Origin of the sequence: Marinobacter sp. (assembly GCF_052091845.1) — a bacterium.
Lineage (GTDB): Bacteria > Pseudomonadota > Gammaproteobacteria > Pseudomonadales > Oleiphilaceae > Marinobacter.
Genome location: NZ_JBQDCO010000007.1, coordinates 18,710 through 39,927, shown reverse-complemented (window position 1 = coordinate 39,927; position 21,218 = coordinate 18,710). Strand labels below are relative to the sequence as shown.

The window sequence follows — 21,218 nt, the reverse complement described above, 5'->3', positions numbered from 1 at the left end:
ATGATCAAAACAAGCGCTTTCGTGATCGCAGCCTGCCTGTTCACCACACCGGTACTTGCCGCAGACAATGAGTTGATCCAGCAGGGCGAATACATGGCCAGGGCCAGCGACTGTGTGGCCTGCCATACCGCACCCGGTGGCAAACCCTTTGCCGGTGGTTTAGCCATGCCTACTCCAGTGGGCGATATATACACCACAAACATAACACCCGACCCTGAAACAGGCATAGGCAACTACAGTCTGAAGCAATTCAGTGCTGCACTGCGCCAAGGCGAGTCGCCCAGTGGCCCACTCTATCCCGCAATGCCGTTCACCAGCTACACGAAGATGACAGACGAGGATGTTGCGGCGCTGTACGCCTACTTCATGAAGGCTGTTGAGCCAGTGCGACAGGAAAACCAGGAGTCTGATATCCCCTGGCCATTGAGCATGCGCTGGCCCCTTCACATCTGGAGCGGCATGTATCTGGAGGAAGGCGTTTACACAGCCGATACAACGCAAACTAACCAGTGGAATCGCGGCGCTTACCTGGTTCAAGGTCCCGGACACTGCGGTTCGTGCCATACCCCCCGGGGCATGGCCTTCCAGGAAAAGGGTCTGAGTGAAAAAGACGAGGACTTCCTGACGGGTGCGGAACTGGACGGGTGGTGGGCTACCAACCTTCATGGCGATCCCCAGTCCGGCATAGGTGCACTTTCTGCCACTGATATAGCAACCCTGCTCAGAACAGGCATGGGCGGACAGGTCAGCGTGTCGGGCTCAATGAGCGAGGTCATCAATCATAGTACCCAGCACCTCAGCGACGAAGATTTACTGGCAATCGGTACCTACCTGAAAACGCTGTCGCCTGCGAAGGACAGCGTTGCGACCAATGTTAACGAACCCACGCTGAACGGTGGTGAGCTCTATCATGAGTATTGCTCTACCTGCCACGACGATAGCGGTTCAGGTTATCCTGGCGTAACACCGACACTTGCGAACAATGCGACGGTAAACGCAAAGGATCCTGGCTCAGTGATCCGGGTTGTTCTGGAAGGACTGAAAAGCCCGCTCAGCGGCCCAGGCCATACTCAGCGTCTGATGCCCGGATACGACTGGCGGCTAAACGATGAGCAGATCGCAAGTTTGCTGACCTTTATGCGCAGCCGCTGGGGCAATGATGCCGAGCCCATTTCAGCTACGGAGGTAAAGAAACACCGCTAGAACCGAAGGGAGCGGCAAACATGTCGCTCTTTTCTTACGCGATTTTTTGACAACTCGTTGCTACGATGCTTCAGGTCGTGGCATTTTGCGCCGCATTGGTCGCACCCGGCAGTTTTTTAAATTTTTCAAAAAATAATCACCTGAAAGGAAAGCTATGACTCTTCACCTCGAACTCGCCCCATTGATTAGTCTGGGCGCCGGTATAGGCATTCTGGTATTCCCCCGTCTTCTCAATTACATCGTAGCAGGTTACCTGATCACACTGGGTGTGCTTGGGCTGTTAGGGCATACGCTCTAAGAGTTTGCATTTAGTTATAAGGCACGAGCCTACACAAAGTGTAGGATATATCTCACGCGCCATCGAGCCGATTTCCGATATGCCACACTTTCATCCGCTCTATAATACGAAGCGTCAGGGATGACAAGCCAGCAAGGATGCCGGCATCAAGGATGAAACGCTCAGGATGAGCTGCAAGCCTGAAGGATCAGGCGGGGGTCAGCCACGGAATCGGGGATCACATGGAATGTGTCCCCTGCCCGTGCACTGCTTCTCAAAAACGCCTTAACTTCGTTAGCTGTTGCTTCGTCTCAGCCTGCCAAAACCTGCTCCTACTGCCTTGTGCTCTGACTCATAACCATAACGACACACGTCAGCCTCAGGAGTCACCTACATGAAGCACACACCTTTGTTCGCTACACTTGTTCTATTGTTCAGCCTGGTAACCGGCCTTGCCTACGCAGAAGAGCCAACCGTTAATATCAACAACGCAGACGCGATCACCTTAGCGGGTCTGGACGGTATTGGCGCCAGCAAGGCTGAAGACATCATTGCCTATCGCGAAGCAAACGGTCCTTTTGAAAACGCTCAAGATCTTTCAAAGGTGAAAGGGATTGGTGCCCGCACCATTGAAAAAAACAGCGAGCGATTAACGGTAAAGTAAGTAGCGAAGCCTGATTCCCAAACATTTGGCAGAACGGCAGCTTTCGCTGCCGTTCTTGCGGATTTTCATCAACAACCTATCCCCTGCACCACAAAAGTCGTCTGGCATGCCTACTAATGCTTTGCTAACCTCCGGGCCATCCAAAACCGCCGACGTTGAACAGGCCCTGGCTTAAGGTGTTCACGGTCCCAAAGAACTGATCATATTGGTTATAGAATGATTCGAGGCGCCCTGCTAATCGCCCTGGCAGCCCTTCTCTGGGGTACCACCGGGATAATTGCAAAACTGTTGTTTGCAGAAACCAACTTGCAGGCCGCCACGCTGGCTTTGCTGAGGCTGCTCGTTGCCATGCCGTTTTTCTGGCTGCTAATGCACAGGGAACAGCGACAAAGAACCAACGCGGTCTCAAAAACGCCGACCGGTTCTGTGCGGCAACTAAATTTAAAAGCCCTCGCACCTGTTGCAGCACTCGGGCTTTTCCAGGCTATTTACCAGGGCAGCTATTTAACGGCTGTGGATATGACCGGCGCGGGCATCGCCACCCTGATTGCGCTGTGTCTGCCCCCGGTGTTGGTGGCACTACTTTCCGCTCCATTATTGGGAGAAAAGCCAAGCCTGCTCACTGTTATGGCGTTAATTACCGCTGTCATCGGCACCGCTATGCTGGTTCTCAGCGACATAGATACCAGCGGCACCCTTCGCATTGCCGGTATACTCATGGCGCTTCTGGCTGCTCTGGTATACACCGCCTTCACAATGACCAGTCGTTACAGCTCCACTGGCACGCCCGTTTTCACCACCGCTTTCATCTGCTTTTTTACCGCGGCACTTGTTTTGCTACCGTTCGTGCTACTCACCGGTGGTTTTGAAGGGATTGGAGAGCTTGAGTTACGACACTGGCTGATGATCTCATTCATCGGCATAGTCCCCACATGCATTGGCTACCTGTGCTTCTTCACAGGCATGCAAACCACGCCAGCGACGCTCTCCAGCATTATCATTACGCTGGAACCGCTTTTTGTCGCGTTACTCGCCTGGGTATTTCTGGGGGAGATACTGGGGCCAATTGGTATTGCCGGCGCACTGATACTAACCATAGCGGTAATAGTGGCCTCTCGTTACGGTGGGCAACCGGGTACGCCCCGAAGGGCAACCCGGCATCATCAGCATGATTAGTTTTTCTTACGCTGCTTTTCCAGCATATTCGGCTGCAGGATCTCTATCCAGTAACCATCAGGATCCCTGATAAAAGCCAGGCCTTTCATCTTGCCGTCGTCTGGCTTCTTGGCGAACTCAACGCCTAAGCTCTCAAAGCGCTCACACGCTGCGTAAACCTCGGGCACGGCAATGCCGATATGACCGAACCCCTGGGGCTCGTCGTTGCCGTTGTGATAAGCAAAATCCTTGTCGTTTTCGGTGCCCCAGTTATGGGTCAGTTCCAGCATGGCTTCGCGCCCGAACGTAAACGTTGTCCGGTGAGCATCATCCGCCGGCACAAGGCCCGCTTGCCGTTCATCAAGGTAGCCAAGAAAGTACAGCGTAAACTTCATTTCCGGGAAGTCCAGCTTGCGCACTAACCGCATTCCCATCACCCGTGTGTAGAAATCCATGGAGCGCTCAGGGTCTTTAATGCGCAGCATGGCCTGGTTAAACACATAACCTTCTGTTTCTGGAACCGGTGCTTCATGCAGGCCAGGGGCTTGCTCGAAATGCTTGGGCATGGAGTTTCCCTTTTTTGCTTTTGAAAGTTCGGTATCGTATTTGTGTGCGTGTGTGCACAATTTCAAGGGCCAAACAAGTCAGTTTTTCACACGCCTTCCACACGCTTTGTCCTCTACCTCTAACTGTGATTGAACTCACAGACATATCAACACTTCCCGCCTACCGTAACAACATGTAACGTTTTTACTCCCGCTGCATTGGTTATGCTGTCCCCTGCGGCTGGGGAGCCTGGTAAAAGCTCCCTACCAACAAAACAAACCATGATTACGGGGCCACCATGATCCAGCCGCATACCTGTCGCCGCCCGGCAAGACCCAAAGCACTTTCACTCTGGATACTTGCACTATCTTTGCCTACCCCTGCCATGGCGGAATTTCAGCCACTGGATGACGGCACTCTCGCAGGGGTAACAGGCCAGGCCGGCGTAACCATTGAGCTGGCGACCAAGCTCAATATCGATCGCCTGACGTGGACAGATGAAGGCTCGCTGAATGTGAACAACATGCGGCTTTCCGGGCATAACAATACAGCGCTGGATAACTTGAAGTTAACCGTCGATATTGCCGGCACAGGTGAAGTACTCGAGCACGGCTTTTCAGACATTGCCCGCCGGGCGGATGCAGGGCTTCTTAGCACCAGCAATGCCGACGTTACCGATGCCCTTGCAACCTATTCCATGGCAGGGGAGTTTGGCAAGCAGTTCAATAGCGGCGACCTGGTGATCCACTTGGGTGCAACCGATTATGGCGACCCAACCAGTCTGACCGACTATTTGCAGGCAGTGGATTTTGAGTTGGAGGTTGAGAGCATCACCTCAAGCGGATCCGAGGGCACGGCCACATTGTTTTCAGACGTACTGTTGCAGGGCTATGTAGGGCCAACCGACCTGGTTATTCGCAACCAGGGCGGATCAAGTAAAACACTCGGCAATGGTAATGTAGTGTCTGGCGCCGAATTGCAGCTCGACACTCACTTCGAGATTACCAACGGCAACCTGAACTGGGATGCTGCAGATGTCATACTGCTGTTCAATTTCGCAGCCGTAGGTATTGAGGGTCTGCAAATTCATAACCGGCGCGGCGACGACACCCTTGGCCACTTTGGTATGGCAAGCGCCACTGCCAAACTCTCGAAGGGCACGGGCTCTGTGTCTGGCAAAGAAGGCCTCTCGATTCATGATGTAGAGTTCCGGGCCGATATTGATATGCCGGTGTTCAAAATTGGCCAGACCAGCATTGGCCGCGTTCAATTCACAGACTTTGCCATCACAGACACCAACATGTTGGTTTATGGCCACTAGTCTCCTGTAAACTGCCCGTCTCTTACTGACGGGCAGCACATGACTGACAATACTGAAAGCAGCTACCAAAAAAACACCTCTGCGCACCGGCTTATACTGTTCAGCCTACTTTTCATTGCCCTCACAGCAGCAGGGCTGTACGCCGTATACGATCAGTTTGCAGGGCGCAGCATCAGTTTTGACGAGCAGCTGATTGCACCCAAAACCCTTCTGGCAGTGGCGGCCCTACTGCTGGTGTATTTTTGCTCCGACGGCTTACGTTTGCACTTTACGCTGCGGGCATTGGGGCACAAGTTGTCCTTGCCAGTTATCTTTCGACTGGTTTTTATCAACCTGTTTTTCTCTAACGTTACACCCATGGCCACTGGCGGCGGGTTTGCACAAATCTGGTACCTGCATCGCCACGGGGTACCAGTAGGCAGAGCCACGGCTGCGACAACCATTCGAACGGTGCTGGCAGTGCTATTTATCTTCTCCCTCACACCGGTTTTTTTGCTGACACTGGATGCGTTTGACGAACACACCATCACCGGCGACATTGGCTTTGCGCTAGCTATCTTCATTCTGCTGTATCTCGGCTTTTTTATTGTCCTGCTGTTTCGCACACGCTGGCTTATTGGACCACTCAGCTACCTGCTTAAAACCTTAAACCGTTGGCATATAATCAACGAGACCCGCCACCAACGCTGGCAGTTCAAAGCACGGCGAGAGATGCTACGATTTTCCCACAGTTTCAGTGATTATCTGCGCGGCAGGCCGCTTTTCGTAGCGCTGTCTGTACTTTTTACCGCTATATTCCTGCTTAGCCTGTTCAGCTTTCCCGCCTTGCTGATATATAACCTGGGTTACGATATAGACTACCTGGTGTCACTGGGGTTGCTCGTTGTGACGACATTTATTATGTACTTCTCACCTACACCTGGCGCATCGGGCATTTCCGAAGGTGTGTTTGGCAGCTTCTTCAGCGACCTGCTTTCGGGCAATCACCTGATCCTGGTTATTGTAAGCTGGCGCCTGATCACCATTTATCTGGGTATGATCATAGGCTTGATCGTATTGCAAAAAGAGCTGATTACCCATCGCAAGGCATCCAGATGATCTTCCGAAATCCGCTAAAACTGCTGTTCTACCTCTGCCTGCTGATCGTAATACTTCTGGTCGGTTATAAAGCCTACCTGAACTTCTTCATGGAAGACTTTGCGGGCGTTCATACCAAACAGGCAGTGCAGATTCATCGCGGTATATCTGCGACTAAACCCTTCAGTTTTGCTGTGGTTGGCAACATCAATAACTCGGTCGGCATTTTTGAGGAACGTATTATTCCAGAGCTGAACGCTTCAGAAATGGACTTTATGGTTTCTGCGGGCAATGCGGTCAGCGGCGGTGGCGAAGACAAATACCGGGCCTTGTACGGGTTGCTCGATCATCTAAATATTCCATATCTGCTTACCTTCGGCTCCCACGAATACGAGGATTTTGGCAGCTTCCGTTTTTACGATCATTTCGGGCCACACTTCTACAGCATCCAGGTGGGCAACAGCCGACTGATTTTTCTGGACAGCACAGGAAAAACACCCTGGCAGTGGCAAATGCGCTGGCTCGACGATCTTCTCAGTCAAGACACCTCGAAAGCCAGAATTTTATTTATTGGGCATCCGCCGCTTAAACCCAAAGAGGACGCCCTATTCGAACAGCCTGAAGACTACCTGGCTCCACCAGAATTTCGAAACGCTTTGCTGGAGGCAGCGCAAAAACACGATATTGATATGATCTTCTCTGCCAATCTTTCGTTATATTCCGAGATGCAGCAGAACAACACTCAGTTCATCACGACCGGTGGCGCAGGTGGGCTAATCCTTAACGACGACACCAGCTTCTACCACTACGTGCAGGTAAATGTCAGCTCAAAGGGAGAGATCACTCACAGTCTCCAGCAACTCGAAGTCGGCCAGCATCCCATTCTCAAACGCCTCGAAAGCCTTTGGTTCTTCGTTTATTCACTTTTCTATACGGGTTACCTCAATTTCCTCCTGATCGTCGCGGTGTTTGCAGCCATCGCCATCAGGCTCTACGCCATCATCTTTATTGGCAAGGATTACTACCCGGATTACAACCTGGACCCGACACCATGGCTGGAGAGGCCACTGAGAGTGGCCATGTTCACCAACAACTATTTGCCATTTATAGGCGGGGTGCCCATTTCCATCGCCAGACTGAGGCGCGGTCTGGAACAACTGGGCGATAAGCTGCTGGTAGTGGCGCCACGCTACAAGGACCAGCCGGAAGTCGAAGAACATGTGCTTCGAGTACCCTCCCTACTCACCATGGGTGAGAAGCGAGAGTTTCGGCTGGCCAATATTTTCCTTGGTCGTATTCGTAAACGGGTGCGCGCTTTTTATCCGGATATCATTCACCTTCATCATCCGTTCTGGCTGGGTTCTCTCGGTCTATTCATGGCGCGTCGGCTCAAGGTGCCAGCCATATATACTTACCATACCAGGCTGGAGCACTACGCCCACTTCGTGCCGCTGCCCGGGCTGATTTTTCGCAATCTCATTTCCCACGCACTGATTAAACGCTTTGCTAACAAGTGCGATGGCGTTATCGTGCCGACTTACTCAACCGAGGAATATCTGCGAATGATCGGCGTAAAAACGCCCGCATTTGTGCAGCCAACAGGGATTGAATACGCTCGTTTCCAGGCTGTGACAGATAACGAAATCTCCAAGCTTCGCAAAACGCTGAAACTGGGGGATGAGAAGATTTTTATCAGTGTGTCGCGGTTATCGAACGAAAAAAACATCGATTTTATGATCGAAGCGATCAGTGAACTGCAACAGGCAACAAGCAAGCCTTTTCACTTCCTGATGATCGGTGAAGGCCACCAGAAAGAACGACTTCAGAACAAGATTGAGGCCCTTGGCCTGGAGACCCATATCACGCTTGTGGGCGCCGTGCCGCCTGAGGATATGGCAATGTGGTACCGCTTGGGCGACGCCTTTCTGTTCGCCTCCAAGTCTGAAACCCAGGGCATGGTTATTCTGGAGGCCATGGCAGCGGGCCTGCCCGTGGTTGCGGTACGCTCCAGCGGTATCGACGACGTTGTACGCCACGGCTTTAACGGCTACAAAACACCAGAGCGACAGGATCAGTGGTGCGCCCAGGTGAAACATCTGTTGGAAAATGACGAATTACGACACACGCTCTCCAGACAGGCCCTGGCATTTGCCAAGGACTTTTCTGTTGAGCAGTTTGCCATGGATATTCGCGAGATTTACGCCACCACTCTGGCACACTGCTACAAGAACCGTTACAAACCCCGTGATGAAAAGCGAAAAAAGCGGAGAGTAATATGAGCGGCATTCCTGTAGGAATAAGCACCTGCCTGTTAGGCAAAGAGGTTCGTCACGACGGCGGCCACAAGCATTCCCGATACTGTACCCAGGTATTGTCACAGCATTTTGATTTCCAAGCCCTTTGCCCGGAACTGGAAGCAGGCCTGGGCGTTCCCCGACCCGCCATCCACCTACGGGAACACCCGGATGGTATGCGCCTGATAGAGACAAAGGGCTCTGCGGATCACACAGAGGCCATGCAGGCCTTTGTTACCCGTATTATGCCGCACTTGAATGGCCTGCGCGGCTACATTCTTATGGCTAAATCTCCCAGTTGCGGCATGGAGCGCATTAAGGTTCATAACCCCGAAGGCCAGGTGGTTCGGCGTGATGGGCAAGGAATGTTTGCCGAAGCACTGATGTGCGCCTACCCGCTAATGCCCGTGGAGGAAGAGGGACGACTGAACGATGACACCCTGCGGGAAAACTTTATCGAACGCGTGTTTGCTTATGACGACTGGATGCAGAATGTTGCTGGCGGGAACCTCTGCGCCAAAGCACTTATCGAGTTCCATACACGACACAAATTCCAGCTGCTGGCGCACTCCGAAAAAATCTACCGGCAACTCGGGCCTTTGCTGGCCGACCTGAAATCAGACAGATTGGAAAACATCGCGAATCGCTATATCCAGGGGTTCATGGAGGCCATGGCACGAAAAGTAAGTCGTGGCTCGCATATAAACGTAATGCAGCATCTGATGGGGTATCTGCGGGATGCGATGGGAGGCGAGGACCGCAAGGTCCTGGTCGAACAAATTGAAGCCTATGGCCGGGGCGAAGTGCCGTTGATCGTACCCATGACGCTCCTGAGAATGGCGCAGCGCAGAGAACCTGCTGACTACCTGCGCCTGCAACAGTACCTGACCCCCTATCCGGACGAACTGGGGCTCAGGAGCAAAGTATAAAGCTTTGGCTCAGAAGCCGTAGAGCAGTGAGATGGAGGTCTCTGTGTTTGTGGAGTCGGAACCGGCTGGCGCATCGGATACATGCTCCACACGATAAGCCAGCTTCATGGACAGGTTGCCGACAACGTTAGCCTTGAGGGCCGTCTCTGATTGGCTAATCACGTTGTTCTCATCTAATCCAATTTCGGTGCTCAGCTTCTGCTGGAACAATGCGTTTTCCGAAAGCCCATAGTTAAGCTGGGCCGCCAGTCGGCCGATTGCTTCCTTCTCCTCGTCCTCACCTTCGTCGTTCACATCCTCCAGCTTGTTGAAGCGATAACCAACACCCACCGAGAGATCAAGGAACGAACGCTTACCCTGGTTCCAAACCCGGTTACCGTAACCGGTTGTGGCTGTGGTTTCGAAATCGTACCCGGAAAAACGATCTCTCTCATACGCGCCGCGCAGAAAAGCATACTGATTTTCATCAAACTTGTAGTTGGTCTCGAGGGAAGTTTTGTACTTCTCGGTGGTGGTTTCATCCTCAGCTTCAGAGTAGTTGGAGCTAAACTCTGCAATATTCCGCCAGCTTTCGACTTCGTGTTTTAGACCCAAGCGCCCATTAATGTTGGTCTCGTCAGTATTGCCGGTCGTTATAAGTACACCGAGCTCTCCCTCGCCTTCCCAGTCTTTTGCATCCTGGCCATAAGCCAGTGGTGCCGCTGAAATGGCTATAATGGCAACGGTTTTCTTAAAACTCATGAAAGCTCCTCGATCGCTGGCTCAAGCGTATTAATACATGTTAACGAGCGGTCTCATTCTGACGCTCTCCTTTCAGGCTTTTTTCTGCCTGACGCTCACGTTCTGATTTCTTGCGTGCCCTGCGTTCAGCTATGACACGAGCTGCATCACCACCCACATGAGACTCCCCGCGAGCCTCTGCCAAACGCATCTGGAGCTCCCGTTCCGCAAAGCGCGCCTTCTGCCCCTCGCTTAGGGATTCGATGCATCTGTGGCAACTCACACCCGGCTGATAGTCGGCGTGCTGCTTATCAGCCTCGGTGATCGGGCGACGACAGGCGTGACACTGGTCGTAGCCGCCGCGCTCAAGACGATGATTGACCGTAACCCGGTCGTCAAATACAAAACATTCACCTTTCCAGAGACTTTGCTCCTCTGGCACCTCTTCCAGATACTTCAAAATGCCGCCTTTAAGGTGATAAACCTCCTCGAACCCCTGTTCCCTCAAATATGCCGTGGACTTTTCGCAGCGAATGCCACCGGTACAAAACATGGCAACTTTTTTATGCTTTGCCGGGTCGAGGTTCTGCTTCACGTAATCTGGAAACTCGCGGAAAGTGTCCGTGGCCGGGTTGATGGCATGTTTGAAAGTGCCAATGTCCACTTCGTACTGATTGCGGGTATCGACAAGAAGAACCTCCGGGTCTGAAATCAGAGCGTTCCACTCTTCTGGCTCTACATAGGTGCCAACGATTCGCTTAGGGTCAATACCATCCACACCCATGGTGACAATCTCTTTCTTGAGCTTCACTTTGGTGCGTTTGAACGGCTGGATATCCACAAACGATTCTTTGTAATCAACCCCTTTAAAGCGTTCATCTTTGGCTAGCCACGCCTGCACTGTATCAATACCTTGTCGGCTACCGGCGATCGTGCCGTTAATGCCTTCCCGGGCCAGCAACAATGTGCCGTGCACGCCATTGGCGAGCATGGTTTCCAGCAATGGTTGGCGAAGGGTTTTGTAATCATTCAGAACGGCAAACTTATAAAGTGCACATACAACAACGTTTTGGCTCATAGGAGTCTCCTGCGGGCCGGACCGTAAATCCGGAGCATGGTTTAACTATCTGGAAGGCCGAAGCCTAAGAGGGCGAGAATTTTAACCGACTCAGGCTTTTGTTCAAGTCAGGGCTGACCGAAGCAAGGGGGACCGGCTATTTGCCGGCACTGGAAAGCTCCCGCTCCACAACAGCAGATAGCTGGCCCCAGCCAGGACGGGTAAGGCGAATATTATCGACCATCACGGTGGGTGTGCTGGTTACTTGCAACTGCATAGCCACCTTGCGGCTTTTTTCAATGGCTTCGCGATGGAGTTCGGTCGTCATACAATGGCGCAGGCGGCGCTCCTCCAAGCCTATATCCCTGCCATAGCGGGCAAACGTAGCCACAGGATCGTTAGACCCGCTCCATTCAGATTGTGAATCGTAGAGCCTGTCGTACATGTCCCAATAGGCACCCTGGTCGCCGGCACAACGCGCTGCCTGGGCGGCAGGAAACGCATTTTGATGCTGTCGTAAAGGCAGTTCAAAGTACACAAACCGGACTTTTCCTGTGTCCACGTATTCTTGCTTCAACCGTTGGCTAATCTTGGCAAATGCACCACAGGCAGGGCATTGAAAATCTGCAAACTCGCGCACAACGACCGGCGCATCCTGCTCACCCACAGACACACCGTACTGATCCAACTCCGCAGGAAAAGCCTCTGCACCTGTCGCTGCAACCGGCAAGTTGTTGGATGTGGGTTTAGGCGATGCTGTAAGAAAAAGCACACTGACAACGACGGTCGCCAGAACCAGCACACTCACCCCAATAATCAGTGGCTTTTTGGAGTTGGTTTTCCGGGGCGGTGGCGCACCCGTTTGTTTACGACGCTTGGCTTCACCCATCTTTTACTCCTTGTTGCTTTGAAGACACTACCTGTTGTTCGTTAGCAGGCGAACATTCCCACGATCGCTCAGGCAGGCTAAGATCCTTTATACCCTACAAAAGTTTCAATGCAAAAGAAGGAGATATCATGTCACTCCCCGTTTTTAACGCAGACTCCCTGAGTTTGCCACTGGTCTCTGCGCCCATGTTTCTGATCTCCGGCCCTGAAATGGCGCTTGCCTGCTGCCGGGAAGGCATAGTCGGCAGCTTCCCCGCGCTGAATCAGCGCACAAGCGAAGGGCTTGAAGAGTGGTTGATTCAAATGACAGAGGGTCTCCAAAAGCTCAAGAAAGAAAGCCCCGAGGCCAACATCGCACCCTATGCCGTCAACCTGATTGTGCATCGCTCCAACCCCCGCTGGCAGACCGACCTGGAGCTGTGCGTGAAGCATCAGGTGCCCATTATCATCACCTCACTCGGTGCGGCAAGCCAGGTGGTTGAAGCTGCGCATAGCTATGGCGGCGTAGTGTTTCACGATGTAACCAACCAAAAGCACGCGCGCAAAGCTGCCGAGGCTGGCGTGGACGGCATTATTGCGGTGTCTGCGGGTGCCGGCGGCCATGCGGGCACCGTCAATCCGGTTGTCCTGGTTCACGAAATTCGCGACGTGTTTGATGGCCTCATTTTGCTGGCCGGCGGGCTTTCCCACGGTGAGGATCTACTGGCCGCGCGAGCGCTTGGTGCAGACCTTGCGTACATGGGAACACGCTTCATCAATACCACCGAATCCCAGGCTGAAGACGCTTACCGAAACATGGTTTTGGAAGCTGTATCTGACGACATTATTTATACCCCGGCGGTGTCAGGCATACCTGCCAGCTTTATGCGGCAAAGCCTGGAAGCGGCTGGTTTTCCTATGGACAAGTTACACCAGGCCGGTGAGATCAACTACGGTGAAAAGCTCAAGCCCGTGGATGACGAAGCCAAAGCCTGGAAAACCGTGTGGTCAGCTGGCCAGGGAGTCAGCCAGATAAACGACGTGGTGAGCGTGCAAGCGCTGGTGTCACGGCTCAAGCAGGAGTATGCAGATGCACGGGCCCGCATCTGCGGCTAGGCGAGCATAAGTCAAGACCTCCCAGCCCGCCTCATTTGGTTTTGGGAGGTCTTGAAAGCTCGGATGTTCTGTTAATCATCCTCTTTAATGCTGGTCGCCCTGTAGTCAACGTTGCCTGAAGGTACTTTTTCATACTCCACTTCCAAAACGATTTTTTCGCCCTTCTTGCGCCTCACATCAAGCTGATAAAGGCTATCGCCCTCAAATACATCGGGCGTCGTTCTAATCCAGTCACCAAGCACCTTGATATCATTTTGTTTTACATCGTTCAGGTAGCCTTCCACCTCGTATTCACTGTCCCGCTCATCAGAAAGCTCACGTTCAACCCGCAACGCCTCAACATACACTTCGTTAAACTTGTCTTTCCTCTGAAGCCCTGACACTTCAACTGATATAAATTTCGGACTAACAAGTTCAGGCTTTAAGTCGTCGATTGTTAGCCTTTCATCACTTTCATCATCTGTGATGATGGTTCGTGAAGTAACAACCTGAACCCGAACACCCCCAACGGTGAAGCAGTTCGACATACGAATACATACTCCGTCGATAGTGCCTTCCACTTCGGCATCACCTTCACGGGCCTCAATCTCGCTAGCCAGGAGCTCGGTTGGAGAAACAAACTTGCCCTCTACTTGCACAAGCACCCCTGCTTTCAAGTCAGCACTGGTGAGGTCATCCAGATCTGTCTCATCCGTCACTTTAATCGTAAGACCATTTAACCCGAACGATTTTGTACGCTCTTTAAAATCAGACGACACTGGCCCTGCTAACTCCATATCCTCCCCACGCCTCTGGTAACGGCGGAAATCATCCCGCTGAACGCGGCTGGCCAAAAGAGTGTCGCCCTGCAACTTGCCCTCAACCTCAAAATAGGCGCCCTGCTCGCTCAAGTTATCTGCCGACAGTCCATCGCCAAACTCCGCGTTGCTATAATCAACCAGGAGGCCATTCATACTGAACCGGGTGCTGGTTAGCGACCTGTTATCCACTCGTCCTTCAATTTCAACGGGATCGTCTCCGTAGCTTTGTGGATTAAATTCAATGTAGCTCGCCCGGTACCGATCATCAGCCTGCCTCCAGGCGCTAATACGAACAAAATCACCCGTTTTAAAGTCAGCGAATTGCTTTCCTTTCAGAACCGTTTGAGCGTCGGCAAACACCTTCTGGTTATGAATCTCAAACTCAAGCCGCCTCTCAGCAATATTGGCTGTCAAACCGGAAACCGTGCCCCTTAAGCTGTCGTCATACTCCATGGATTTAGCTTGGCCGGTTCCACTTTTTTCCCATTCACCCTCGATCCGAAGAATCATTCCTTTTTGAAGGTCGCTCTCATTTTCAAGACCGTCATTACTTTTAACCTTACGGTTCAGAATGCTGTCAGTAAAAAATTCAACACCATTTACAAACACACTGCCAAACCCAGACACCGGTCCCACGCTAGAGCCCGTACCGCGAATTCCACCGTCCGCTACTGTGGTTTCGCCGCCGCATGCTGAAAGCAGACTGAAAGCCAGTGCGGTCGCCAGTACGACAAGTGAGTGCTTGCAAGATGTACGTTCCATTGTGCTCTCCGTTTCGGATAGCGCCGCTGTGTCGCGGCGTCCGGGAATACTGATATTAGATTTCGTCGCTTTGCCGCCGTCCAGCACTACGGCCAGGGCTATACCTCTGGCGCCTCACCTTGGGGTAGGTCTCAATACCAGGTGCATCGTGCACATAGGTACTTCGCCTTAGCAGTACCTGTCCACTGTCTAACTGCTCGATTACGCCTTTATGCAGCAATTCATCAAGGACCACTGAAGGGGCAAAATCTGGATTCACCGCCCGCACGAGTTGGCTAAAAGAGGGATCACTATGATAATTCACCGCTAACAAAACCGGGTGCAAATTCTCGTCAAGAAAGGCTATGGCGCGAACCCAATGGCTTACCACTTCACGGCTCGGGGCAGACAATATGGTACTGGCCAGCTCGGTGGGCTCCCAGCGACACACAAACTTAGGCTGACGGCTGGAATTCATGACGCTCTCACTTTTTTGGCGCCGGGCTGAGTGGCTTTTGTGGCAGGCCCCTCTTCAAAATAGAAAATACCAACACCTGTTCTGAAAGAGTCCTGCTGCGACTCATTCACCAGTTTGCCCGACATATCGCGATCCTGTGGCGCCAGCCAGCAATCCAGTTGCTCCAGCAATGCCTGAGACTGCTCTGCAGCATGCTTGCGCCAAGCCTCCATCACTTCGGGAGGAATGTTATTATACGCCAGCGTGCGTTGGAACAACGGCTGTCGGCCGCCTTCACCACAGACCAGGTTATGATCCACTGTGGCTATAAGGTCTGATACGTCCTCGCCAAAGATTTGGAGCATTTCTTTATTGTCCCCTATGGGTACATAGGCTCTTTGCTTCAAGGTTAGTTTGCCGGTGTCGTTCTCTGCAGACACCACGCCAACCCTGAGCAGCTCATCAAGTACGGAACGCGGGGGCATATCACCACTGTACTTTTTTGTCAGTTCGCAAAAACTTTGCGGCCCGTCAAAGGCAAGTGTAGCTGGTTCGCCAGCGATGTCCTGAAAGGCGGGGTCGTGCACCCAGCCAGAAACCACGCGGGAGGCACGATTGGTGTGCAGAATCTCGGATTTAACCGCAGGTTGTCCGGCAAGAATGTCCCGCTGGCGCTTGACCTCTTTGCGGGTTAGCCCTGTTTTTACTGCGGCTCCGGAATCGGTAGGCTTGCGCCGTTCACCGGGGAAATCTTCCAGTGCCGCTTCCACGTAAGCTCTTTTGACCAACTCAGCAAACTCACCATAGGGAATACTGTTACGCAGCAACAACCTCGCAAGAGGTCGCAGAATGCGGAGCAGGGCCTGGTGCAGTGGATTAACTGGGGCGTCCTTCATGTTTGGGATTGTATTCCCATTTTAGTCAATGGGCCAGACCTTCTGCGCTAGCAGTCAGCCTGGCCCGGATTCTAACAGGTAATGCGTGCGTTTAATCGTCTGCCTGAATCTTCACGATATGGTATTCACCACTGACGTTTTTAAACTCGATTTCAACTTCTTCGCCTTCTTTGAGGTTCGTCAGACTACCTTCGCTATCTGAAACCATTTGCAGCTCTAGCCCCATCACAGTGACTGTGTTTTGCGTAAGGCTGCTGATTTTTCCTTCAAGCTCCAGTTCATCATCGTCATCCCGCTCAATATAGAACGCGATCAGGCCACCACCATTTTCTGTTGTCTCCCTGCCTTCGATCTCTATATATTCGCCAACGTTCAGGCTTTCAAGATCATCATTGCGCATAACAACAGACTCTTGAGCATCTTCGGTGACTTCGTCTTCGATCAGCGTGCTATCGGTCAATGTAACCCGCACGCCGCTAACCATCAAAACTTCACCACCCTGCTCTTTGCTTTCAATAAAGCCTGACAATTCAGCATCGCCGTCACGCATTTCAATTTCTTCGGCCACGATGATTCCATTACGGTATTCACCTTCTACCTTGATTTCGGCGCCTTCAGTGAGGCGATCAACAGTAATGTCATCGTCGAGATCCGTCTCTTCGTCCACCTGAATGGCGAAACCGTTAAGGTGGAATTGTTTGCTGTCCGGATCGTAGGCAACAGTCACGGCACCTGAAATTTCAACGTCGTCGTTGTTGTCGAACAGATCGTCTTCGAACTCGATTTCACTGGCAATCAATTTGCCATTTTCAAGCTTGCCTTCAACCTCAACAACCACGCCTTCTTTCAAATCTTCTTCGGCGCCGTCATCAAATACGGCTGTCTGAAAATCAACTTTCAACCCGTTGATTTCAAAGATCTGAGTGCCGAGATTTGAAACAACACCCTCTACTTCCACTTTATGCCATTCGCCAACCCAGCCACTGCCGATTTCTTTCGCGCCCACAAAGGTTGCCTGAAAACTGCCATCGGCCAAACGATAGCCACTGATACGAACCCGGTAATCTTCAGCGGAAGCGCCGGTTACACTGTCAACCAGTTGCTTTGGCGTAGCGCCCTTGAATACTGTGCGACTATTTACGGCCACGTCCAACCCGGCAATGGTGATCACGCCAGCCTTTGCCTCGGCATTCCAGGACATCGTCTCAACAGGTCCACGAAGCGTGTCGTCATAGTAAATAGAACTGGCTTCGCCTTCGCCATCGGCACCCCAGGAACCAGCTACCTTAACGATCATTCCCTTTTCCAACTGGGAATACCGCTCTACGCCATCGTTACCAGTATAGGAGGCACCATTCACACCAAAGTGCGTGCCGTTCACATAAACACTGCCAAAGCCAGACACCGGGCCAACACTGCCACCGGTAGACCCGGCATTGCCGTTACCACCATCGGAGCCGCCGCCACAGGCCGCCAGAGAGCCCATAACTGCGCCCGCAGTGACCATTTTGATGACTGAATAAAGTTTGTTCCGCTGCATCGTTTTTCTCCTGAGCCATTGGCTAGCCGATATCGTTGGCTTGTGACCGTTCTTTATTTGGGATTATTTTCCCAAAACGCAATGGGAATTTAATCCCATTTAGTGACTTTGTCCAGTAATTGTCGTACTTGATTTGTGAACTTTCGGTCAGGACGAACGTAATCTACTGAACACGCATGGGAAATAAGGCGCAATGATGTTGGGATTTTTGAAAGGTGATCCGAGAAAAAAACTGCAGAAAACGTATGAAGATAAACTGGAAAAAGCGCTGCATGCACAGCGTAATGGGGATTTAAGGAGTCACGGAACCTTGATGGAGGAGGCAGAGGAGATTTACGCCGAGATCAAGGCACTCGACGCAAAACAATAGAGCCGAGGGCGCTTTACCCTCTCGTCAATTGCTGCAGCTGGCGCTTAACTTGCTCCATTTCTTTTCTCATCTCCTGGACTTCATCCAGAAGCTCCAAAGACATGGCCAGGCCGGGCAGGTTCATCTTCAAATCCCGCTGCAAACGCAAGGCCTTGTGCAATCGGGCAAGCGCTGCCACATCGAACAGCCATTGGCGAGCCTCCGCGGCTGGCTCCACAGGCGCGATAATGCCATAGCTAACCAGTTTGATCACAAACTCCGCATGGCATTCGCCTCGCAGGCACACTTCCTGAAGAGTGAAGGTGCTGCCATCAGAGTCCATCACTTCAACGGTCAGAATGCTGTCTTTTTCACTCATCCTCTACTCTCCCTTCACAGATGGAGCTTACTGCGTGGATCGAACGCCTTCTCGGCTTCTGCGAGCTGCTCGTAGAGTTTTTCTGCCTCTTCGGAGTGCTGCTCCGGGACGGCTACCTGCAGAACAACCATCTGATCCCCCGGGTGTTTACCTGGCAGCCCTTTGCCCTTGAGGCGCAGTTTGCGGCCAGACGATGTCCCCTTTGGCACTTTCACGTTCACCTTCGAGCCCACCGTGGGCACGGTTATTGTTGCTCCTAAAGCAGCTTCCCAAGGCGTTATCGGAATGGTGACTACAACGTCTCTACCTTCAACGCTGAACAACGAATGAGGAGCCAATTCAACTTCTATCAGCAAATCGCCAGACTCGCCACCACCCATGCCGGGCGAACCCTGGCCTTTCAAACGTAAATGCTGCCCTTCGCGCATCCCTGCAGGAATTTTTACTTTCAGATTTTTCTGGCGTGCGACAACACGACCCTGGCCATCCGCTTCTTGCACAGAGAACGACACCTGTTTATCGCTACCGGAAAACACGTCCTCCAGAGGCAATGACAAGCGGGCGTGAACGTCTTCGCCCCGGCTGCGCATAGTCTGTCGGAAACCACCGCCTGTTGCGCCAAAACCATTACCAGCAAACCCGCCACCGCCAAACATTTGCTCAAAAAAGTCGCTGAATTGCCGGGAATCAGCGCTGGTGTACCCACCACCACCAAATCCAGACGAACTCTGCCAGCCAGGAGGTGGTTGGAACGAGCCATCCGACTGGGCGCCGTACTTTCGCAACTGGTCGTACTCGCCACGTTTTTCCGGATCTTTCAGTACCTCGTAGGCCTCGCCCAGGTCTTTGAATTTCTCATCGGCGTCGGCCTCTTTGCTCACATCCGGGTGATATTTCCGGGCCAGTTTCCGGTAGGCTTTTTTGATCTCGTCGGGAGAGGCAGATTCGCTCACACCGAGTACAGCGTAATAATCTTTAAAGTCCATCGAACCCCTCGCATATGGTCACAAATTGTTCTCTTGCTATATATGATTGGCGCAAACCGGCGAAATACAAGCTCTGTCCCGAGCTTTCAAAGATGTAGTAACCTTGAGGCAAATCATAGTCCAAAGCCAACGCAGAGAAAGGAAGCCATGACCGAGAAGCGCTCCAAATCCGTATCCGCCTCCGCCATTGAGAAACACGTCTATAAAGTTTTCCCCAATGACATGAACGCCCACGACACGGTTTTCGGCGGAATGATTATGGCAAAGTGCGATCGCTTGGCACTGGTGGTTGCCGAGCGACACTCAGCACGGGTTTGCGTGACCGCTGCGGTAGACTCCATCCACTTTCGCGCGCCGGCAAAAGGCAACGACACTCTGCTGTTCAGCCTGGCTATGAACCGGAGCTGGGGGTCATCAATGGAAATCGGCGCCCGTGTTGAAGCCGAGAATAGTTACACAGGCGAGACCCGCCATATCCTGTCGGCATTTTTCACGTTTGTCGCTCTGGATGAAAACGACAACCCGATGGATGTACCTGCGGTTACACCGGAAACAGCCAAGCAACGCAAGCGTTTTGAGAAGGCCGAAGTTCGCAGGGAGGGTCGATTGAAAACCCGTACAGAGCTGGCAAAGATGTCAGAAGACAACAGCAGTTAGCCGGCCGAGATTCTGAAAGCCCGCCAGCTATGGTAGGGTCTCACAAACTCCAGACTTCCCCACCAACATTATTTAGGAGAATTCCGTGATTTGGACTGTGTATCTCTCTGGCGAAATTCATACAGACTGGCGTGAACAGATTCAGGCCGGTGCAGACGCTGCCGGATTGCCGGTGGAGTTCACTGCCCCCGTTACCAACCACGAGGCCAGTGATGCCGCCGGCGACATGCTGGGCAAGCCAGACGTAGGGTTCTGGCGCGATCACCAGTCATCCAAAGTGAACGGCATTCGCACCAAAACGCTGCTAGAGCAATGCGATTTGGCAGTGATTCGCTTCGGCGACAAATACAAGCAATGGAACGCGGCTTTTGATGCTGGTTTCTGTGCCGCTATGGGTACGCCCTACGTCACCCTGCACAACGACGACATTATCCACCCGCTGAAGGAGGTGGACGCATCTGCCATGGCTTGGGCGCAAACACCAGAGCAAGTGGTTGAGATTTTGAAGTACGTAACCACTGCTCAGTAAAAGCCTGATTTATCTGGCGAAGAGCAACACCGTTTGTTACTTCGCCAGATGCCCCACGTAAGCTGCAATAAACGCTGTTTCCTGAAATACTTTCAAACCGGTCTCTGAGAATGGAACAGGCAGGGGGTTTGAAGCAAGTGTGGATTTTATGGTCGCAGACGGCAGTAAGCTAACCTCAACTTCGTTGCCAGACATCAACTGAATAGCTGCTTCCATTTTGAAACTTATGGCACCTCCAGCAAATTTGCCTTTGGGCATGCGCTCTTTAATCGCCACCTTTTTTACGTCGTGCTCTGCTATAAACGCCGCAAAAGACGCTTGAAATTGCAGCAGGTCTTCGCGGCTGTGATTCTTCTTCAGCGTGATTTTGCGAACCTTGCTTTCCGGCAGGCTGAACTGCCCCTTATTCAGGCTCAACAAACACACCACGGCGTCGCTACCGCTCAGTTCAACACCACAAATAAGCATGTGTCATTCTCTATAGGCACAGATAATGGACCCCACGATATGGGAGTAAGAATGGGGTGACCAGAATACCATTAGCCACACTCTTAAAGCGATCGGCAGATACGCGGTGCATTTCCCGCATCTCAAACATGATGCACACCTTGAGTGCTGGCTGATTTGAGTGATTAAAAATGATCCAAATCATAAACAC

Annotated in this window: 23 protein-coding genes and 1 pseudogene; 13 read left to right on the top strand and 11 right to left on the bottom strand. The window is 52.2% G+C overall.

Going from position 1 to position 21,218, the window contains the following annotated elements:
* The 5 genes and pseudogenes from ACTHYN_RS03795 to ACTHYN_RS03775 all read left to right on the top strand — a co-directional run bounded on the left by ACTHYN_RS03795 (nt 1) and on the right by ACTHYN_RS03775 (nt 3,320).
* The gene (locus tag ACTHYN_RS03795) at nt 1-1,203 is read left to right on the top strand and encodes a c-type cytochrome (protein ID WP_441811174.1); all 1,203 of its coding nucleotides are present in this window, start codon (nt 1-3) and stop codon (nt 1,201-1,203) included.
* A gap of 154 nt (nt 1,204-1,357) precedes the next feature.
* Nucleotides 1,358-1,501, top strand: a complete 144-nt coding sequence (locus tag ACTHYN_RS03790; RefSeq protein ID WP_441811173.1) for a DUF3096 domain-containing protein — start codon at nt 1,358-1,360, stop codon at nt 1,499-1,501.
* A 373-nt stretch (nt 1,502-1,874) separates the two neighbouring features.
* Entirely contained in the window at nt 1,875-2,144 is a 270-nt protein-coding gene (locus tag ACTHYN_RS03785) for a ComEA family DNA-binding protein (RefSeq protein ID WP_441811172.1), read from the top strand.
* Between the two features lie 97 nt (nt 2,145-2,241).
* Nucleotides 2,242-2,319, top strand: a pseudogene (locus ACTHYN_RS03780) (lactate utilization protein); the annotation flags it as partial.
* A 41-nt stretch (nt 2,320-2,360) separates the two neighbouring features.
* Nucleotides 2,361-3,320, top strand: coding sequence for a DMT family transporter (locus ACTHYN_RS03775; RefSeq protein ID WP_441811171.1), 960 nt, complete (start codon nt 2,361-2,363; stop codon nt 3,318-3,320).
* Here the strand turns inward: ACTHYN_RS03775 and gloA are convergent.
* Nucleotides 3,317-3,865, bottom strand: coding sequence for a lactoylglutathione lyase (gloA, locus tag ACTHYN_RS03770; RefSeq protein WP_441811170.1), 549 nt, complete (start codon nt 3,863-3,865; stop codon nt 3,317-3,319). The genes ACTHYN_RS03775 and gloA overlap by 4 nt on opposite strands.
* A 278-nt stretch (nt 3,866-4,143) precedes the next feature.
* Between gloA and ACTHYN_RS03765 the strand changes: the two genes are divergently transcribed.
* Genes ACTHYN_RS03765 through ACTHYN_RS03750 form a run of 4 tightly spaced genes read left to right on the top strand, consistent with a single transcriptional unit; the run spans nt 4,144 to nt 9,466 of the window.
* The gene (locus ACTHYN_RS03765; protein WP_441811169.1) at nt 4,144-5,166 is read left to right on the top strand and encodes a DUF6160 family protein; all 1,023 of its coding nucleotides are present in this window, start codon (nt 4,144-4,146) and stop codon (nt 5,164-5,166) included.
* Between the two features lie 39 nt (nt 5,167-5,205).
* Nucleotides 5,206-6,264, top strand: coding sequence for a lysylphosphatidylglycerol synthase transmembrane domain-containing protein (locus tag ACTHYN_RS03760; protein ID WP_441811168.1), 1,059 nt, complete (start codon nt 5,206-5,208; stop codon nt 6,262-6,264).
* Nucleotides 6,261-8,522 (top strand): glycosyltransferase, encoded by a 2,262-nt coding sequence (locus ACTHYN_RS03755; protein ID WP_441811167.1) that lies wholly within the window; start codon nt 6,261-6,263, stop codon nt 8,520-8,522. Before ACTHYN_RS03760 ends, ACTHYN_RS03755 begins: the two co-directional genes overlap by 4 nt.
* A complete protein-coding gene (locus ACTHYN_RS03750) occupies nt 8,519-9,466 on the top strand; it encodes a YbgA family protein (protein ID WP_441811166.1) in 948 nt (315 codons plus the stop codon). The genes ACTHYN_RS03755 and ACTHYN_RS03750 overlap by 4 nt, the downstream gene beginning before the upstream one ends.
* A gap of 9 nt (nt 9,467-9,475) precedes the next feature.
* On the opposite strand, the gene ACTHYN_RS03745 is transcribed toward ACTHYN_RS03750, so the two are convergent.
* The 3 genes from ACTHYN_RS03745 to ACTHYN_RS03735 all read right to left on the bottom strand — a co-directional run bounded on the left by ACTHYN_RS03745 (nt 9,476) and on the right by ACTHYN_RS03735 (nt 12,132).
* A complete protein-coding gene (locus ACTHYN_RS03745; RefSeq protein WP_441811165.1) occupies nt 9,476-10,207 on the bottom strand; it encodes a DUF481 domain-containing protein in 732 nt (243 codons plus the stop codon).
* A gap of 40 nt (nt 10,208-10,247) precedes the next feature.
* Nucleotides 10,248-11,264 carry an oxygen-dependent tRNA uridine(34) hydroxylase TrhO gene (gene trhO / locus ACTHYN_RS03740; RefSeq protein ID WP_441811164.1) on the bottom strand — a complete coding sequence of 339 codons (1,017 nt, stop codon included), beginning with the start codon at nt 11,262-11,264 and terminating at the stop codon, nt 10,248-10,250.
* 136 nt (nt 11,265-11,400) lie between these two features.
* Nucleotides 11,401-12,132, bottom strand: coding sequence for a DsbA family protein (locus ACTHYN_RS03735; protein ID WP_441811163.1), 732 nt, complete (start codon nt 12,130-12,132; stop codon nt 11,401-11,403).
* 128 nt (nt 12,133-12,260) lie between these two features.
* Here ACTHYN_RS03735 and ACTHYN_RS03730 point away from each other — a divergent pair, with 128 nt between their 5' ends.
* Entirely contained in the window at nt 12,261-13,226 is a 966-nt protein-coding gene (locus ACTHYN_RS03730; RefSeq protein ID WP_441811162.1) for an NAD(P)H-dependent flavin oxidoreductase, read from the top strand.
* Between the two features lie 71 nt (nt 13,227-13,297).
* Here the strand turns inward: ACTHYN_RS03730 and ACTHYN_RS03725 are convergent, their stop codons facing one another.
* The 4 genes from ACTHYN_RS03725 to ACTHYN_RS03710 form a co-directional block, all read right to left on the bottom strand.
* Nucleotides 13,298-14,788, bottom strand: a complete 1,491-nt coding sequence (locus tag ACTHYN_RS03725) for a DUF5666 domain-containing protein (RefSeq protein ID WP_441811161.1) — start codon at nt 14,786-14,788, stop codon at nt 13,298-13,300.
* Between the two features lie 55 nt (nt 14,789-14,843).
* Nucleotides 14,844-15,245 (bottom strand): DUF6502 family protein, encoded by a 402-nt coding sequence (locus tag ACTHYN_RS03720; protein WP_441811160.1) that lies wholly within the window; start codon nt 15,243-15,245, stop codon nt 14,844-14,846.
* Nucleotides 15,242-16,120 carry a DUF6502 family protein gene (locus tag ACTHYN_RS03715; protein ID WP_441811159.1) on the bottom strand — a complete coding sequence of 293 codons (879 nt, stop codon included), beginning with the start codon at nt 16,118-16,120 and terminating at the stop codon, nt 15,242-15,244. Before ACTHYN_RS03715 ends, ACTHYN_RS03720 begins: the two co-directional genes overlap by 4 nt.
* A gap of 91 nt (nt 16,121-16,211) precedes the next feature.
* Complete coding sequence (locus ACTHYN_RS03710; protein WP_441811158.1) at nt 16,212-17,660, bottom strand: DUF5666 domain-containing protein; 1,449 nt, start codon at nt 17,658-17,660, stop codon at nt 16,212-16,214.
* A gap of 196 nt (nt 17,661-17,856) precedes the next feature.
* On the opposite strand from ACTHYN_RS03710, the gene ACTHYN_RS03705 reads away from it, so the two are divergent.
* The gene (locus ACTHYN_RS03705; protein WP_441811229.1) at nt 17,857-18,030 is read left to right on the top strand and encodes a DUF6435 family protein; all 174 of its coding nucleotides are present in this window, start codon (nt 17,857-17,859) and stop codon (nt 18,028-18,030) included.
* 13 nt (nt 18,031-18,043) lie between these two features.
* Here ACTHYN_RS03705 and ACTHYN_RS03700 read toward each other — a convergent pair whose 3' ends face one another.
* Both ACTHYN_RS03700 and ACTHYN_RS03695 read right to left on the bottom strand, forming a co-directional pair.
* Complete coding sequence (locus ACTHYN_RS03700) at nt 18,044-18,388, bottom strand: chaperone modulator CbpM (protein WP_441811157.1); 345 nt, start codon at nt 18,386-18,388, stop codon at nt 18,044-18,046.
* A 14-nt stretch (nt 18,389-18,402) separates the two neighbouring features.
* Nucleotides 18,403-19,374, bottom strand: coding sequence for a DnaJ C-terminal domain-containing protein (locus ACTHYN_RS03695; protein ID WP_441811156.1), 972 nt, complete (start codon nt 19,372-19,374; stop codon nt 18,403-18,405).
* A 147-nt stretch (nt 19,375-19,521) separates the two neighbouring features.
* Between ACTHYN_RS03695 and ACTHYN_RS03690 the strand changes: the two genes are divergently transcribed.
* Together ACTHYN_RS03690 and ACTHYN_RS03685 are read left to right on the top strand one after the other, a co-directional pair.
* Nucleotides 19,522-20,031: an acyl-CoA thioesterase gene (locus ACTHYN_RS03690; RefSeq protein ID WP_441811155.1), complete on the top strand. Its 510-nt coding sequence runs from the start codon at nt 19,522-19,524 to the stop codon at nt 20,029-20,031.
* An 85-nt stretch (nt 20,032-20,116) separates the two neighbouring features.
* Entirely contained in the window at nt 20,117-20,560 is a 444-nt protein-coding gene (locus tag ACTHYN_RS03685) for a YtoQ family protein (protein WP_441811154.1), read from the top strand.
* 36 nt (nt 20,561-20,596) lie between these two features.
* On the opposite strand, the gene ACTHYN_RS03680 is transcribed toward ACTHYN_RS03685, so the two are convergent.
* The gene (locus ACTHYN_RS03680) at nt 20,597-21,028 is read right to left on the bottom strand and encodes a DUF3010 family protein (RefSeq protein ID WP_441811153.1); all 432 of its coding nucleotides are present in this window, start codon (nt 21,026-21,028) and stop codon (nt 20,597-20,599) included.
* Nucleotides 21,029-21,218: the final 190 nt, after the last annotated feature.